The sequence below is a fragment of the Catellatospora chokoriensis genome, from assembly GCF_011297315.1.
Taxonomy (GTDB): Bacteria; Actinomycetota; Actinomycetes; order Mycobacteriales; family Micromonosporaceae; genus Catellatospora; species Catellatospora citrea.
On sequence record NZ_JAAOTI010000037.1, the window covers coordinates 19488 to 36307 of the forward strand.

9 protein-coding genes are annotated in these 16820 nt (G+C 74.8%); 2 read left to right on the forward strand and 7 right to left on the reverse strand.

The window, feature by feature from the left end; all coding sequences use genetic code 11:
* Positions 1–723: 723 nt before the first annotated feature.
* The 6 genes from HAV39_RS36905 to HAV39_RS36940 form a co-directional block, all read right to left on the reverse strand.
* Entirely contained in the window at positions 724–3744 is a 3021-nt protein-coding gene (locus tag HAV39_RS36905; RefSeq protein ID WP_191843800.1) for a non-ribosomal peptide synthetase, read from the reverse strand.
* The gene (locus tag HAV39_RS42385; protein WP_203736160.1) at positions 3741–6857 is read right to left on the reverse strand and encodes an AMP-binding protein; all 3117 of its coding nucleotides are present in this window, start codon (positions 6855–6857) and stop codon (positions 3741–3743) included. Before HAV39_RS42385 ends, HAV39_RS36905 begins: the two co-directional genes overlap by 4 nt.
* A 4-nt stretch (positions 6858–6861) precedes the next feature.
* On the reverse strand, positions 6862–8148 hold the full coding sequence (locus tag HAV39_RS36925; protein WP_239120398.1) for an SGNH/GDSL hydrolase family protein: 1287 nt from the start codon (positions 8146–8148) through the stop codon (positions 6862–6864).
* 195 nt (positions 8149–8343) lie between these two features.
* Positions 8344–9579, reverse strand: coding sequence for a macrolide family glycosyltransferase (locus HAV39_RS36930; RefSeq protein WP_191843801.1), 1236 nt, complete (start codon positions 9577–9579; stop codon positions 8344–8346).
* A complete protein-coding gene (locus HAV39_RS36935; RefSeq protein ID WP_191843802.1) occupies positions 9572–10885 on the reverse strand; it encodes a condensation domain-containing protein in 1314 nt (437 codons plus the stop codon). The genes HAV39_RS36930 and HAV39_RS36935 overlap by 8 nt, the downstream gene beginning before the upstream one ends.
* Before the next feature lie 161 nt (positions 10886–11046).
* Positions 11047–12147, reverse strand: coding sequence for a hypothetical protein (locus HAV39_RS36940; protein ID WP_191843803.1), 1101 nt, complete (start codon positions 12145–12147; stop codon positions 11047–11049).
* Positions 12148–12204: 57 nt separating this feature from the next.
* Here HAV39_RS36940 and HAV39_RS36945 point away from each other — a divergent pair, with 57 nt between their 5' ends.
* Together HAV39_RS36945 and HAV39_RS36950 are read left to right on the forward strand one after the other, a co-directional pair.
* A complete protein-coding gene (locus HAV39_RS36945; protein ID WP_191843804.1) occupies positions 12205–14004 on the forward strand; it encodes an ATP-binding cassette domain-containing protein in 1800 nt (599 codons plus the stop codon).
* The gene (locus HAV39_RS36950) at positions 14001–15776 is read left to right on the forward strand and encodes an ATP-binding cassette domain-containing protein (protein ID WP_191843805.1); all 1776 of its coding nucleotides are present in this window, start codon (positions 14001–14003) and stop codon (positions 15774–15776) included. The genes HAV39_RS36945 and HAV39_RS36950 overlap by 4 nt, the downstream gene beginning before the upstream one ends.
* 4 nt (positions 15777–15780) lie before the next feature.
* Here HAV39_RS36950 and HAV39_RS36955 read toward each other — a convergent pair whose 3' ends face one another.
* Positions 15781–16749: a hypothetical protein gene (locus HAV39_RS36955; protein ID WP_191843806.1), complete on the reverse strand. Its 969-nt coding sequence runs from the start codon at positions 16747–16749 to the stop codon at positions 15781–15783.
* Positions 16750–16820: the final 71 nt, after the last annotated feature.

The window sequence follows — 16820 nt, forward strand, 5'->3', positions numbered from 1 at the left end:
GCCGATGCCTGCCTCTTTCCAGCTCGGGATGACACGGGCATGATGTCCGCGTCGGACGATGTCCGGGCGGCGGAGGGGGCGATGAGAATAGCCGCCACACCGGCCGTCACGGCCAGCGTGAATAGCCCCCGCCGGGGTTGACGCGTAGCAAGATCCTCCCGTGATTGCCGGTCGAGGCCGCGGATTCGGCCTCGTCCTGTCGCGCTGATGGTGAATAGTGGTCAATGGACACACGACGTGTCGAGCCGCTTGAGCAGACTTGAGTAAATCTTGAACTTCAGCGGCGGTCCGTGCGATGTGGACGCGAGCGGCGAGTAGCCGAATCAGCCGGACTCGATGATCGTTTCGTCCGGTGGTCGGTCTCCGAGCTGGCGCGCTACAGGTGAGGAAGCCCGGCGGGCGATAGCGGGTGCCGTCGCGGCCAACTCCTACCGCAACACCGCCTGTGCATAGGTCTCGCCCGGGTGCACGCCGCCGGGGTATCCCTGACAGGCGCCGTCGATGCCTGTCGCATCTAGTACATGGCTGCCGACGACGCCTCGAATGACGTCCTCACTGAGTACGCTCAACCGTTCGAACTGACCGGCACGGGCGGGATCAAAGACGGCAAGGCGCGCCTTCATAGTCGTGGGTGATCAGCCTCTGACGCTCCGCGTACGCAAAGAGGCGGCCGGGATCACCTATGACGGCCTTTTCGTGTGCTGGGCGGCAGTGTCTGGGCCATCACCGGTCTGCGGCGGCGACGATGCCGTTGATGGTGGGAGTGTCGAAGAAGACGTGCAGCGGCAGGTCCACTCCGAGCCGCCGCCGCAACCGGGCCGCGATCTTCGTGACCGTGAGCGAGTGCCCGCCGAGGTCGAACAGGTCGTCATCGGGTCCGATCTCCCCGTGCCCGAGCACCTCCCGCCAGATCTCGTACACCTGCAGCGCCAGCCCCGTGTAGGGCCGTGGCAACGCCTGCGGCACCAGCGGCGTGCCCGTCAGCCCGGCCAGCGCGGCCCGGTCGAGCTTGCCGTTGGCGTTGCGCGGCAGCTGCTCGACCAGCGTGAACACTGACGGCACCAGGTAGCCGGGCAGCCCGGCGGCCAGCTGCTCGCGCAACCGCACCGGGTCCGGCGCGCCGACGATGTACGCGACGAGCGCGTCGCCGTCCGCCGATGCCGTCACCGCCGCGTCCACGACCGACCCGGCCGCCCGCAGGTGCGCCTCGACCTCGCCCGGCTCGATCCGGTGGCCGCGCACCTTCAGCTGGTCGTCGGCCCGCCCGTGGAACTCCAGGGACCCGTCGGGCAGCCGGCGCACCCGGTCACCGGTGCGGTAGAGCCGCCCCCAGGCCGTGTCCACGAACCGCGCCGCGGTCAGCTCGGGGCGGCCCAGGTAGCCGCGGGCGACCCCGGCCCCGCCCAGGCACAGCTCGCCCACGATGCCGTGCGGGACCGGGCGCAAGGCCGCGTCCAGCACGTACGCCGTCGTGTTGGCCAGCGGGCGGCCGATGGTCACCGGAGCGTCACCGGTGAGGTCCGCGGCGGTGGACCACACCGTCGTCTCGGTCGGGCCATACAGGTTGACCAGGCGCTTCGTGCGCGAGCGCAGCTCGACGGCGAGCGGCGCGGGCAGCGCCTCGGCTCCGCACACCGCGATCACACCCGGCTCGGCGAAACCGGCGTCGACCAGTCGCCGCCACGTCGACGGGGTCAGGTGCGCGTGGGTGACCCCGGTCAGGCGCAGCAGCTTCAACAGCAGCTCGCCGTCGCGCGCCTGCTCGGCGGTGGCCAGCACGACCGTGCCGCCAGTGGCCAGGGGCAGCCACAGCTCCGGCACCGACATGTCGAACGCCGCCGACGCCACGGCCAGCCACACGTCCCCCGGCCCGGTCGGCACCACCTCAGGCAGCGCGTGCAGCAGGTTGACCACGCTACGGTGCTCGACCGCCACCCCCTTGGGCCGCCCGGTCGAGCCGGACGTGTAGATCACGTAGCAGAGCCCGGGTTCGTGCCGACCCGGCGCGGCCGGTCCGCCGACCACCGTCGGCCGGGTGGCCAGGTCGCCGGTCACCGGCAGTGCCGCGGCGGGATCGTCGGTGGCGGCCATGGTCTCGTCGAGCACGGTCACCCCGTCGCCGTCGGCCGTCAGCACCGCCGCCGGGCGGGCGTCGGCGAGCAGGCCGTCGCGCCGGGCTTCCGGGTGCTCGGGGTCCAGCGGCAGGTACGCCGCGCCGGTGCGCAGCACGCCGAGCAGCGCGGGCAGCAGCCGCGACGTGCGGGGCAGGCACACCGCGACGAGATCGCCGGGGCCGATCCCACGGTCACGCAGCTGTGCCGCGACCGCGGCGGCCTCGGCGTCGAGCTGGGCGTACGTCATCGCGCTGTCGGCGGCGACCACCGCGACGGCATCCGGCCGGGCCGCGATGCCCGCCTCGACGAGCTCGTGCAGGGTCTGCGGCCCGGGGACCGCCCGGCCGATGTCGTTCCAGGCGGCCAGCAGGTCGTGTTCGGACTGGTCGACGAGGTCGAGGTCGTGCAGCGGCGCGTCCGGCCGCTGGGCGAAGCCGTCGAGCAGGATACGCAGATGCGCGCCGATGCGGGCGGCGTCGGCCGGGTCCAGGCGGGACGGGTCGACGTGCAGCAGGACGGGCAGTTCCGCCGCATCGGGGTCGTCGAGCAGCTGGACGTGCAGGGCGTTGCGGGCGGCGTGGTGGAAAGCCGTCCACTCGACCCGCGTGCCGAGCCCGGCGAAGACCGGTGCGGGCCGGGTCCGGCGGCGGTAGCTGACCGAGACCGGGGTGAGCGCGGCGCGGGGAGCGAGGCCGGACACGGCCCGGGACAGCGGCACGGCGCGCAGCGGGTAGGTCTCGCGCAGCAGCCGCCGCACCTGCGCGACGCGTTCCCGCCCGGTGCGCGGGTCGGCCGGGTCGGTCGCGGGCACGCCGACGGGCAGCTCGTTGACGTGCAGGCCGACCCGGTCGTGCCCGTCGGCGGCCCGGGTGCCGAGGTCGACGCCGATCACGGGGGCCGGGTCGCCGTACCGGTCGAGCAGCGTGAGCAGCCCGGCGAGCACCACCTCGAACGTCGTCGCGCCCAGCTCCGCGGCGACGGCCCGGACCGTCACCGCGTCCAGCGCCAGCGGCACCACCACGCCCGGCCGCGCGCCGGGTGGTGTGGTCGCCCGCAGTCCCGGCAGGCTGGGCTCGCCCGGCGCGCGGAACGCCCGCGCCCAGTGCTCGACGGCTTGGGGCAGCAGCGCGGCCGGGCCGGCAGCCGCCTGGCCGTCGGCGGGCGCCACCGCGCTCGCCGTGCCGTCCGGTGCCGAGTAGGCCGTAGCCAGGTCGGCGAGCAGGATCTCCTTGGACTCGCCGTCGAACACCAGGTGGTGCGCGACGATGAGCAGCAGGTGCCGGCCCGGCCCGGCGGGCACCAGGTCCAACCGGATCAGCGGCCCCGCGGCCAGGTCGAACGGTGCGAGCGTGCGCTCCCGGACGAACGCCGTCAGATCCTCCGGTGCGTCGCCCACCACCAGCGACGGCGGGCAGGCCGCCGGGATCAGCAGCAGGTCCCCGTCGCGCTCGGTGAACGCGCACGACAGCACCGGGTGCCGGGCGACCGCCACCGCGCAGGCGTCCGCCAGCCGGGCCGGATCGAGCGGGCCGTCGAGCCATACCGGCAGGGGCATGTGGTAGGCCGTGCCGGCCAGGCCGAGGCGCTCGGTCAGCCACATGCCGTGCTGGGCGGGGGTGGCGGTGCTCATCGCGGGACCTCCTGCGGTGGTGCGGGGGCGAGCTCGCGTGCCGCGCGCTCGAACAGCTCGGTGACCCGCCCGGCGAGCGTGTCCATCTCGGACCGGTCGAAGGCGTGGTGGTTCCAGAGCAGGTGCGCGACCAGCGAACCGTCCGGATGCTCGACGACGGCGAGTTCGGGTGCCTGCAGGTCGGGCAGGCCCCCGGGGGTGGGCCAGTCCGCGTCGAGCGCCCGGGGCAGCTCGAACGCCTCCGATTCCAGTCCCGGCAGGTGTGCCTGGCCGCCCCAGGTCTCCACCCGCAGCCAGGCCGCGCCGGTGTGCCGCAGGTAGAACTCGGCGAACGGGTAGTGCTGGTGGTCCAGCGCGGAGAGGACGGTGCGCCGGGTCCGGGCCAGCAGCTCGGCGGCGGACGGGGCGCCGGAGGTGTCCACCCGGAGCAGCAGGGACTGGCTCAGGCAGCCGATCAGCGCCTCGCTGCCGGGCCGGGTGCGGCCGGGCACCGGGGACATCAGCACGATGTCGTCGGTGCCGGTGCGTTCCGACAGCGCCGCCGCCCAGCACGACGCGATCAGCATGAACGGGGTCGCGCCCTGGGCCGCGGCGGCCCGGCGCAGCCCGTCGCCGAGCGTGCCGGGCAGCGGGAACTCCAGCGCGGCGCTGCGCAGCCGGACCGCCTCGCGGCGACCGCGGAACGGCGCCAGGTGGGCGGGCGCGCCGTCGAGCGCCCGCCGCCAGTGCGGCAGGGTGACCTGCCACTGTCGCCGGGTGTACGCGACGAAGTCACGCAGCGGCATGCCCGGTGCGGCGGCCAGCGGGGTGCCGCCGCGCAGCGCCGCGTACGCGACGCCGATCTCGTGCAGCAGCGGCCCCATCGACGCGCCGTCGCAGACCAGGTGGTGCACGGCGAGCCCGAGCACGTGGTCGTCGGGGCCGACGGTGGCGACGACCGCCCGCACCAGTGGCCCGCGTGCCGTGTCGAAGCCGCCTTCCCGGTCGGCCCGGCACAGCTGCCCGGCCTGGTCGAGGTCGCGGGCCGCGACGGCGGTCACCACCGGCGGGCAGTGGTCGAGCACCCACGCCCGGTGCCGCCCGTCCGGAGCACGGTCGAACACGGTGCGCAGTGCCTCGTGCCGGTCCGCGACCACGGTCAGCGCCCGTTCCAGCAGCGCGGGATCGAGCTGATCCCGCACCCTGATGCCGACACTGATCGGCCCGACGTCCCGGGGCTCGCCGGTCGCCCACATCCAGGCGAGCATGCTCTCCTGCGTGGACGCCAGCGGCACCTCCTCCGCCGCCACCCCGCCGCTCCCGGCCTGTCCCCCCGGCCCGTCCGGCCGGCGACGATCGCCGGTTCGGGTCGAGAGCTGAGGTCCGGCCTCACTTTCCGATCTGGAACAGCGATCACCGCCCGTGGCGGCCCGCCCCGGCTGGGGGGCGGCGGGCGACTCAGCCGAGAGCCGTTCGGCCTGGGTGGCGAGCAGGGGGGTGTCGAAGATGAGGGAGACGGGGACGTCGCGGGCGAAGTGGGCGGCGGCGAGGGCGGCCAGGCGGGTGGCGCGCATCGAGTCGCCGCCGAGGGCGAAGAAGTCGTCGCCCACGCCGACCTCGGGCACCCGCAGCACCTCGCGCCACAGCGCGGCCAGCGCGACCTCGGCCGCCGTGCGGGGCGCGACCCGGGCCGGGGCCTGCGCGAACAACTCCCGCAGCGCGCCCTTGCGCACCTTGCCGCCGTCGTTGCGCGGCAGCGCGGCCACGGCGACGATCCGGGTCGGCAGCTCGTGGGGCGCGAGCCGGTCGGCGAGGAACGCCCGCAGCCCGGCCAGCGCGGACGGGTCGCGCAACTCGACCGCGGCGGCGACCGTCGCGCCCATCACCGGGTGCGGCAGGCCGAGCACCGCCGCGCCGAGCACGGCCGGGTGCTCGTGCAGCGCCGCCTCGACCCGCAGCGTGGAGACCCGGTGCGCGCCCGCGTTGACCAGATCGGACTCGCGGTCGACCAGGAAGAGGTAGCCGTCGGCGTCGCGGTAGCCGAGGTCGCCCATGCGCACCCAGCCGTCGCGGAACACGGCGGCGCTCGCATCGGGGTCGCCGTGGTACGCCCGCACCGCGTCCCCCGCGCGCAGCCACACCTCGCCGGTCTCCCCCGGCCCGGCGACGGCGCCGTCGGCGGTGAGGATGCGCAGCTCCGCCCCGCCTTCGGCCCGGCCGACCGACGCGGGTCGCGCAGGATCGAAGACCATGCTGGTATGCGCGGGCGCGGCCTCGGTCGACGTGTAGTTGTTGACGATCACGGCTGCCGGCAGCGCCTCCGCCAGCGCCCGGGCCACCGCGGGCGGCAGGGCCGCGGCGGTGCACGACACCAGCTGCACCGCGTCGAGGTCGCAGCGCTCGAAGACGCCCGCCTCCAGCAACGCACTCGCCATCGCGGGCACCAGGAACAGGGTGCCGATGCCGAGGGCCTGCGCGGTGCGGGCGTACGCCCAGGGGTCGAAGGCCGCGACGGTGACCACCGTGGGCCGCGCGACCAGTGCGGTGACCAGCATCGTCTGCGCGGCGTTGGTGCCGAGCGGGAACGCGTGCAGCGCGTGCCGCGAGTGCGCCAGCGGCGGCCGCGCCGGGTCGATGCCGTAGGTGAGGCTGGCGTGGCTCGCGGCCACGCCCTTCGGCGTGCCGGTGGTGCCGGAGGTGTAGACGATCTGCGCGGTCTGTCCGGGTGGCACGGCCGGCAGCGGCGTGCTGTCACCGGCGTCCAGCTCGGACAGCGTCCAGCCGCGTGCGCCGACGACGACCCGTGCCCCGGCGTGTTCGAGCAGCTCCCGCAGCCGAGCCTCGGGTGACGTCGCCGACAGCGGCACGGCCACCGCGCCGATCCCGGTGACCGCCGCGTACGCGACCGCGTAGTCGAGCCAGTCCGTGCCGTCGAACACCAGGCCCACCCGGTCGCCGGGCGCGACGCCCTTGCCGAGCAGGCCGTGCCCGACCGCCGTGGCCCGGGTGTGCCACGCCGCCGCGGTGAGTTCCGTGGGCCCCGCCCCCTCCCCGCCGGCCAGGCGCAGCGCGACATGTCCGGGTCGCGCCGCCGCGAGGGCGGCCAGCAGGTCGGGGAGGGTGCGGGACGTCATCGGGTCACAGCAGCCAGAGCGGTACGGCCGCGGCCAGGGCCTGGGCGCCGGTGTCGTTGGGGTGGATGTGGTCGCCGCTGTCGTAGGCGGGCAGCACCTTGCTCGGCGCGGCCGGGTCGCGCAGGATCTTGTCGAAGTCGACCAGCGCGTCGAACTCGTTGTCGCCGCGCAGCCAGGTGTTGACCGCCTGGCGGACGGCCTCCTTCTCCGGCGTCCAGGTCGAGTAGCCCTCGAACGGCCCGAGCGTGGCGACGACGACGCGCACCCCGCGGTCCTTGGCCTGGACGGCGAGCTGGCGCAGGCCGCCGATGATCTGTTCGGCCGGGAAGCCGGACAGGTGCACGTCGTTGATGCCCAGTTCGACGATCACCGTGCGCACGCCGGGCTGGCTGAACACGTCGTCGTCGAGGCGGGCCAGGGCGCTGTCGCCCAGGGCCGGGGTGTTGATGGCCAGGCCGTCGCGGGTGACCTGGTTTCCGGCGAGGCTCACGTTGAGCACGCCGGGGTCGCCCAGGGCGGGCCAGGTGCCGGTCACGCGGCCGGCGAGGTAGTCGGGCCAGCGGGTGTTCGCGTTGAGCGTGGCGCCCGAGCCGTCGCTGATCGAGTCGCCGAGCACGACGACCGTGCCCAGGCCGGTCTTGGTGAGGACCTCGATGCCGGCCAGGTAGTAGAAGTGGTTGTAGGCGGCGGTCTGCCCGGTGCCGTCGGCGGTCTCGGCCCTGTCGCCGGCGTAGATGTAGGAGGTCTGCCGGGCGGTCCAGTGCCAGGACGTGGCTCCGGTCGGGGTGGGCAGGTACAGCGTCACGGCCAGTTCCTGCAGCGTGGAGACGGGCAGGTCGATCGGGTCGGTCAGCAGCTCCGCGCCCTTGTAGACGGTCGCGGACTCGCTGCCGTTGAAGGTGATCTCGCGGATGCTGCCGGGCTGCAGGGTGGGCGAGCCGGGCGTGGCGGGCAGGCCGACACTGGCGTGGCCGATGGTCAGCGGGCCGGTGCCGTACGCGTTGGTGATCCGCAGGCGGACCTTCTCCCCGCCGATGGAGACCCGCACGAGCTGGCGGATCGACTGGTCGGTGAAGCCGTTGAGCGAGCTGCCGGTGTTGGCCAGGCTCGGCGCGGTGAGTGCGGTCCCCCAGGTCCCCACCCAGTGGCCGGGCAGGCTGCCGGAGGCCGGGCCGGCCGCGGCGACCAGCGTGGTCGCGAGCAGGCCGAGACCGGCGAGGCCGGCGGCGACGCGCCGGCCGACCCGGCGCGACCCGGTACGCGATGCACCGCGCGTCGATTCTGTGATCACTTGTGGAACCTCCGTCGATTCCCGAGGGGGATGTGGCGGGCTGTCCCGCCGACGCGACCACGATGCCAATAAATAGTTAAGTTTCTTAGGTACAAAGCTGTGATCAAGGCTGCCGGTTCGGATGATTTAAATGGCCCCATCTATCGATGGCATCTAGGCGGCGGGCCGCCCGGGGGGCGCCGGGCGGCCCGCCGCCTATCCCTGAGGGGCCAGGGTTCGTACGCCTGCGACGCCGCGCTGGGCGGGCTCTCGCAGGCAGGACTCGATGACGTCAGCGGCCCGGGCGGCCCCGCCCGCGGCCAGCACCTCGGCCCGCATCGCGGCGACGCCCGCCGCGATGCGGGGGTCCTCGGCCACCCGGTGCACCGCCTCGCGCAGGCGAGCCGGGGTGAGCCCGTCCAGGTCCAGCGACGCGCCGATGGCGGTGTCGACGATGCGGGCGGCGTTGAGATCCTGCTCCAGCGTGCGGGCCACGGCCACGTGCGGGACGCCGGCCTGCACGCCCTCCATCACCCCGCCCAGCCCGCCGTGGGACACGAACACCCGCGCGTGCGCCAGCACCGCCAGCTGCGGCACCACCGGCATGACCTGCACGTTCGGTGGCGGCGTGCCCAGCGAGCCCGGGTCGAGGCGGCGACCCACGGCCAGCACCACGTGCCACGGTGTGCCCGCGAACGCCTCGAACACCAGGCGGTAGAAGTCGGGCCAGTGGTTGTTGAGCGTGCCCAGCGACACCAACGCCACCGGCGCGCCGTCGGCAGGCGGCGACCAGGGCACATCACCGGCGCGCGGGGTCGTGCACGGCCCGACGAAGGTGAACTCCTCGCCGAAGGCCGCACCCGCGTACTGGAACGCCCGCGGCAGGAAGGCCAGGTGGCGCACCACCCGTGGGGCGAGGAAGTCCTCCGTGGGCAGCCCGGTCAGCCCGCGCCCGGCCAGGAACCGTCCCAGGCGCGAGGTGTACTCGGCCAGCGTCGGATGTCCGAAGTCGACCGGGACGGCCTCGTTCAGCGACCACGGCCCCGCCGAGACGATCATCGGCCAGAGCTGGATCGCGGGGATGCCGTGGGTGTGTGCGAACACGTGCCCGGCGAACGCCATCCGGTCGAACAGCACCAGGTCCGGCGGGTCGGCCAGCAGGGCCGGCTCCAGCTGCGGCAGGGTGTGCTCGGTCTCGGCGAGGAAGTTGAGCAGGCTGCGTCCGATGTGCTCGGCGCGGGCCGGGGTGCGCGCCTGCGGGTCGGTGTCGCCCGGCCGGGTCGAGGTGTACGGGATCACCCGCGCCCCCGCCGCGGCCACGTACGCGGCCCGGTCGGCGGTGGCGGCGTAGCTGACCCGGTGCCCGCGCCGCACCAGCTCGGCGACCACGCCCAGGGTCGGGAACAGGTGCCCGAGCGCCGGGATGTTGAAGAACGCGACGTGGCTACCCATGCCGGGCCTCCATCGCGAACACCGCCGGCGTCGCGCCCTCGGCCAGGTCCCGCAGCGCCGCGACGATCTCGTCGGCCAGCGCGGCGGCGGTGTCCGCGGTGAACAGCCCGGTGTCGTAGCGCAGCGTCAGCTCCAGCCCGTCGGGCTCGCGCCAGGCGTCCACCCCCAGGTCGTGCAGGATCTGCGGGGCGGCCTGGGCGAACGGCCGCCAGTGCGGGTCGGCCGGCCCGCCGGCGGTGTGCGTGTGCAGCGCCGCGGTCACCTGGAAGACCGGGGTCCGGGAGCGGTCGGCGTCCGGGTCGACCGCGGCGACGACCTGCCCGAACGGCACCGCCTGCCGGGCCAGCGCGTCGATGGTCGCGGCGCGCACCCGGCCCAGCAGCTCGCCGAGATCCGGATCACCGGACAGGTCGACGCGCAGCGCGATCGTGTTGGCGAACAGGCCCACCGTGCGCTCGGTCTCCTCCAGCAGGCGGCCGGACACCGGCATGCCCAGGCACAGGTCGGTCTGCCCGGAACGCCGCGCGAGCACCACCAGCAGTGCGGTGACCAGCACCATGTACGGCGTGGCCCGCCGCTGCCGGGCGAAGCGCTCCAGCGCGTCGGCGTCCGGCGCGGCGACGTGCACGTCGACCTGGCCGCCCCGGAGCGTCTTGGCCGGTGGCCGGGGCAGGTCGGTGGGCAGCTCCAGCGGCGGCACGCCGCGCAGCCGGTCGGCCCACCAGGCCAGATCCTCGGCTCCGGTGGTGTCTGCGCACTGCCAGGCGGCGAAGTCGGCGTAGCCGATGAACGGCTCGGGCAGTGGTTCGCCGCGGTAGAGCGCCATCGCCTCGCGCTGCAGGATCATGGTGGACTCGCCGTCGGCCAGGATGTGGTGCACCGCCAGGCACCAGACGTGGTCCGCCGGGCCGAGGCGGATCAGCCGGGAGCGCACCAGCGTGCCGCCGGCCAGGTCGAGCAGCGTCCCGGCCAGTTCTGCCACCAGCTCCCGCGCCCGGGCGGGCGGGTCGGCCTCGCCGGACACGTCGAGCAGCTCCGTCACCAGACCGCCGGGCGGCGCGATCACCTGCCGCGGCCCGTCCGAGTCGACGGCGAACGTGGTGCGCAGGGCGTCGTGCCGGTCGGCGAGCGCGCTGACGGCCGCCGTGAAGGCGGGCACGTCCAGCGGCGCGGTGATGCGGTCGGCGATCACGACGATCGGCGACGCGTCGCCGTCGTACGCCGTGCACAGGTGCCACCACCGCTGTTGCAGCAGGGACAGCGGCGCGGTGCCGGACGGCGTCGCGCGGTGCGGGATGACCTGCACTCAGCCCACCTCCTCGCCGCCGCGCGGTGCTTGGTGATCCATCGACGCCTGCCTGTCTGCGGTGGAGCCGGGTGACACGGCGCGCCGGGGTGGGCGCACAGGACGGCCCAGCGCCGGAGGTCATCCACACATGGGCATATAACTGATAGCACAGTTAACACTTACTGTAAATATTCCTTCCAGAACTGATCTCCGGTCTGACCAGCGTGTACGCATCCGTCCGATATGGCATGCCGCAGCAGCGGGGCGACGAGTGCGGGCAGCCCGGCGAGCCGATGGCCGGGCACGAAACGGCGCAGCGCGCCCGGCGCGACGGTGCGCAGCGCGGCCGCCCCGCGCACCGTCCGCAGGGCACGGTCCACCGCCGCGACGTCGCCCGTCACCGCGTACGCCGCGACGCCGTAGCAGAACGCGGCCAGCCACAGCTGCAGCAGCAGCGAGTCCGCGACCACCCGGCGCATCCGCCCCGCCGGGTCGCACGCCCCGAGCGCCGCCGCGTGGCGGCCCAGCAGGTCGGGCAGGGTCAGACCGGACGGGGCGAGGAAGACGTCGGCGAGCACGGCCCGCCACCCGTCGCCGTCGGGCACCTGGCACACCACCACCCCGTCGAACAGCAGCAGGTGCGGCACCACGGGAGGGACCAGGATCCGGGCCCAGTCGCCGGGCGGGGCGCCGAACAGCGCGGCGCGGCGCGGGCCCTGCAGCACGTCGTTGCCGACCAGTGACTCGCCCTGCTCGTGCTCGGCCAGGTTCGGGCAGCTGACCAGCGGCGTCATCCCGTGCACCCGGGCGAAACGCAGCAGCAGCACGTCGTCGGGCTCGCCGGGCTCGGCCGGGAATTCGGCGAGCGCGTGCGCGACCGCGGTCGGCAGCACCACGGCGGTCGTCGGCACGTACGGGTCGAGCAGCGGCACCCAGCCCGCGCCCGCCAGCGCCGCCAGCCGCACCGCCGGCGAGGTGCGCGAACCCCACTCGGTGAACAGGCACAGGATGCGGTCCGGCTGCGCCGCCACCGCCGCCCGCACCAGCCGGGCGAACCCGGGCGCGAGCCGCATGTCGTCCTGCACCAGCAACCGGTGCGTGCACCCGGGATCGGCGGTCCGCCAGGCCAGCCGCGCGGTGCGCAGCGCGCTGCGCGGCCCGTCGGGCTCCGGGTCCTCGACGACCTCGAAGTCCAGCCCCGGCTGGCTGGCGGCCAGGGCAACGGCCTCCGGGCGGCGGCGCGGATGCGCGGTCACCGCGGCGGAAATCGACGCGTGCATTTAAGTATCTTAACTGTTAAGTTTGTTGATGTTACCGGCTGTCAGGAGGACGTCACGATGAGGCCCCGACTGCGCCGGTGGCTGGATCTCGCCGGCCTGCTCCGGCACGCGGGCGGCCTGCCCGTCGCGATCGCCCTGCTCGTCAGTGCCGCGTTCGGGCTGGCCCCGATCGTGTTCATGGTCAGCATGGCGCTGCTGCTGGCCCGGGTGCCCGCGGTCGCCCGCGGCGAGGCCGCGCTCGGCACGGCCGTCGCGCTCAGCCTGGCCACGCTCGTCGCGCAGCAGCTGCTCGGTCCGATGCAGACGGCGCTGACCGAGCTGGTCTCGCGCCGCATCGACGGGCACTGCGTGCAGCGGGCGCTGCGGGCGGCGTACACCGAAGCGCCGGTGGCGGCCCTGGAGCGGCCCGGCACGCTCGACCTGCTCGCCGACGTGCGCACCGCGATCGACCGGGCCAGCCCGTCGCCCGGCGACGCCGCCGCGGCGCTGCCCGCGCTGCTGGCCCGCTACACCGGGCTCACCGGGGCGGTCGTGCTCATCGCGGTGGTGCTGTCGCCGCTCGCCGCCCTCGTCGTCGCGGCGACCGCGCTGGTCATCCGGTTCGGCCAGCGCGGCTCGCTCGGGCGTTTCGCGGCGGCCTGGGACGCGCTCTCGCCGCAGCGGCGGCGGCTGGCGTACACCCGCACCCTGACCACCGGCACCGCCGCGGCCAAGGAGATCCGGGTGCTCGGGCTGCTCGGCTTCCTCACCGCGCGCCTGGACAGCGAGCACCGGGGCTACCTCGATCCGATCTGGAGCATGCGGCGACGGCTGCTGCTGCGCCCGTTCCTGGGCTTCGCCCTGGCCGGGCTGGTCGGCGCGACCCTGGCGCTGGCCGCGGTCGCCCAGGCCACCGCCAGCGGCGAGCTGGACCTGCTCGAGTACGCGGTGGCCGTGCAGGCGGTGCTGGTGCCGATCCGGTTCGGCGTCTACTTCCCCGAGGCCGACGTGCAGACCCAGTTCGGCGGGCGTGCCCTGGCTGCCCTGACCGGCTTCGAGCAGGCGGCACGCGGCGAGCCCCTGCCCGGGACCGCGCCCGCGCCCGCCCCGCAGCGCGAGATCCGGTTCGAGCAGGTCGGCTTCGCGTACCCGGGCGGACGACGCGTGTTCAGCGACCTCGACCTGAGCATCCCCGCCGGGCGCTGCACCGCGATCGTCGGGCTCAACGGGGCCGGCAAGACCACCCTGGTCAAGCTGCTCACCCGCTGCTACGACCCCGACCGCGGCGCGGTCACCGTCGACGGCCTCGACCTGCGCGAACTCGACCCCGCCTCCTGGCAGCGCCGCCTCGCGGTCATCTTCCAGGACTTCAACCGCTACGAGCTGAGCGCGGGCGACAACATCGGCCTCGGCGTCGGCGTCCCCGCCGACTGGCACGCCGCCGCGGCCCGCGCCGGAGCCCAGGACGTGCTCGACGACCTGCCCGCGGGCCTGGACACGCCGCTGCACGCACGCTATACCGGCGGCCAGGACCTGTCCGGGGGCCAGTGGCAGCGCATCGCCCTGGCCCGCGCCCTGCACGCCGTCGACCGCGGCGCACGCCTGCTCGTGCTCGACGAGCCCACCGCCGCCCTCGACGTCCGCGCCGAGGTCGAGTTCTTCGACCGCTTCCTCACCCAGACCGAGGGCCTGACCAGCGTCATCATCTCGCACCGCTTCTCCACGGTGCGCCGCGCCGACCAGATCCTGGTGCTGTCCGACGGGCACGTCGTCGAGCAGGGCGACCACGACGCGCTGACCGCCGCGGGCGGCCACTACGCCGAGATGTTCGCGTTGCAGGCCAGCCGGTTCCGCGACGACGTGGCGGCCGTCGTATGAGGACCCTGCGCACCGCGCTCGCCTTCGTGTTCGGCCTGGCCTGGGCCGCCGACCGGCGCAAACTCGCCATCGGCGTCGGCCTGATCACCGGCGGCTACCTGGCCACCCCGTTCATCGGGTTCCTGCTGCGCGACTTCACCGACGCCGCGCTCGCCGGGGCGGCCGGGCCCGCCACCGCGCTGGCCGTCGGCGTCGCGGCGCTGCTGGTCGTGGAGCTGATGCTCGGGCACTTCGCGCACCTGTACTACTTCGAGGTCGGCGAGCAGGCCGGCACCGTGCTCGACCGGCGGCTGCTGGCCCTGGCCAACGGGCAGCCGACCCTGGCCCACCTCGACGACCCCGGCTTCGCCGACACGCTCGCGCTGGCCGCCCAGGACGCCGCGCAGACCCGGCAGTCCCTGGAAGGCCTGCTGCACCTGGGCGGGCTGCTGCTGCGGGCCGCGGTGACCACGGTCATCCTGGCCACCGTCGACCCGTGGCTGGCCCTGCTGCCGCTGGCCGCGGTGCCACCGGTGCTGGTCGCCCGCCGGGCCGCGAAGCTGAACGAGAGCGCCCGCGAGCGCACCGCCGAGGCCGGGCGGCTGTCGAGCCACCTGCTGTCCCTGGCCGCCGACGCCGACGCGGTCAAGGAGATCCGGCTCTGCGGGGCGGACGAGTTCCTGCTGGCGCGGCAGGCCGCCTCCTGGGCGCACGCGACCGAGGTGCGCTGGGCGGCGCAGTGGCGGGCCGCGCTGCTGCGCGGGTGCGGGCAGCTGCTGTTCGCGTTCGCGTACGGCGGGGCGATCCTGCTGGTGCTCGGCCGGGCCGTCGACGGCACCGCGACCGTCGGCGAGGTCGTCCTGGTGGTGACGCTCGCCGTGCAGATCAGTGTGCAGGTGGCCGGGGCGATCGGATATCACGCGACGGTCGCCGCCGCCGCCCGCACCGCGGGCCGCTTCGCCGAGCTGGCCGCCGCCGCGCCCGACCCGGAACCGGCCACCTCACCCGCCCCGCGGCGGCTGCGGCACGGCATCGGGCTGCACGGCGTCACCTTCGCCTACCCCGGCGCGGCCGAGCCGACGCTGCGCGCCGTCGACCTGACCCTGCCCGCCGGGGCCACCGTCGCGCTGGTCGGCGAGAACGGCGCGGGCAAGAGCACCCTGGTCAAACTGCTCTGCGGGCTGTACGCCCCGACCAGCGGCACGCTCACCGTGGACGGCGTGGACCTGCGCCGGATCCCGGCGCAGTCGTGGCACCGCCGGATCGCCATGCTGTTCCAGGACTTCGCCCGGCTGCACTGGACCGTCCGCGACAACGTCGGCGTAGGCGAGCTCACCCACCATGACGACGACGCGGCGCTGCAGGCCGCGATCCACCGGGCCCGCGCCGGGCGGGCCGTCGACCAGGCCGGTGGCCTGGACGGGATGCTCGGCCGGGGATATACCGACGGCACCGAACTGTCCGGCGGCCAGTGGCAGTCCCTCGGCCTCGCCCGGTCGCTGCTGCGGCCCCGCCCACTGCTGCTGGCCCTGGACGAGCCCGCCGCCGCGCTCGACGCGCACGCCGAGAACGCGCTGTTCACCCGGTTCGCGACGGCGGCCCGGCGCGCCGCGCGGGGCACCGGGGCGATCACCCTGTTCGTCTCGCACCGCTTCTCCACGGTGCGCGCGGCCGACCTGATCGTGGTGCTGCGCGACGGCACCGTCGCCGAGCTGGGCAGCCACGATGAGCTGATGGCCCGCGGCGGCCTCTACCACGACCTGTTCGCCCTCCAGGCGAAGGCGTACGCCTGACCGGTCAGCCGGGTGCGGCGAAGCGGATGCACAGCCGTTCGGTGCCCGCGCCGCTGATCAGCAGGCGCTCCTTGGCGTTGCTCAGCAGCTGAGCGGTCCAGTCCGTGAACCCGCCGTCGGTGATCAGCAGCTCGTCGCCGCCGGCCGTCGTCGCATGGACGAAGAAGCAGGCGTCGCGGTAGTAGCCGCGGCCCTGCTCCCGCTCGTCGTCGAAGCCGAAGGCCACCTCCGGGTGCCGTGCGGCGAGCACGTCCAGGACCGAGGTCAGCGCATCTCGGCGTACGCCCTGGCTCAGGTCGGTGACCGAGACCCGGACGCGGTCGATCAGCAGACCCTCCCGCCGTCCCTCGGCCAGCAGCCGCAGGTGCGCGTCCAGCTGCTCGGTCAGCGCCGCGGTCTCGAAGCGGAAGGAGCCCTCATCACGGCCCGCGGTCGTCAGCGCGAGCAGCCGGAAGTGCGGCAGCGTCCCGGGCCGGTCGAAGAACTGGCCGCGCACCAGCCGGTGCGAGGCGCACAGCCGGACCCGGTCCCGGCTGCGCGGGTCGCGGCGCAGCAGGTCCCGGCGACGCGCCGCGGACTCCAGCGCGAGGACGTTGGTGGAGTCGGCGAGCACCTCGCTGTTGCGGCTGGTGGTGAGCACCTTGTGCTGGCTGACGCCGGTCACCGCGCCGACGGTGCCGAGCGGGCTCAGCGGCGACAGTTCGACCCCGGCGTAACCCAGCTCGCCGAGCAGCGCGAACGCGGCGGCGTCGAAAACGGCCAGGACACGCGGGTCCGCGGGCGACGGACCGGCGAAGCGGTTGCGCTCGTAGGAGGCCAGCAGTTCGGCGGGCGCCACCCGGCCGGCGCGCGCGGCGTACACCGCGAGCATCAGGGACTGCAGGTCGGTCGGTGTCAGCCGCTCGGCCAGCACGGACACGAGGTCCGGCACCCCGGCGGCCCGGGTCACCCGCCCCAAGAGCCGTTCTTCCACCCGGCCATTCTGCCCGGCCACCGCGGGCGGCGACCGGTGGTCCCCGGATGCCGGAGGTGAGCGGAGGGCGA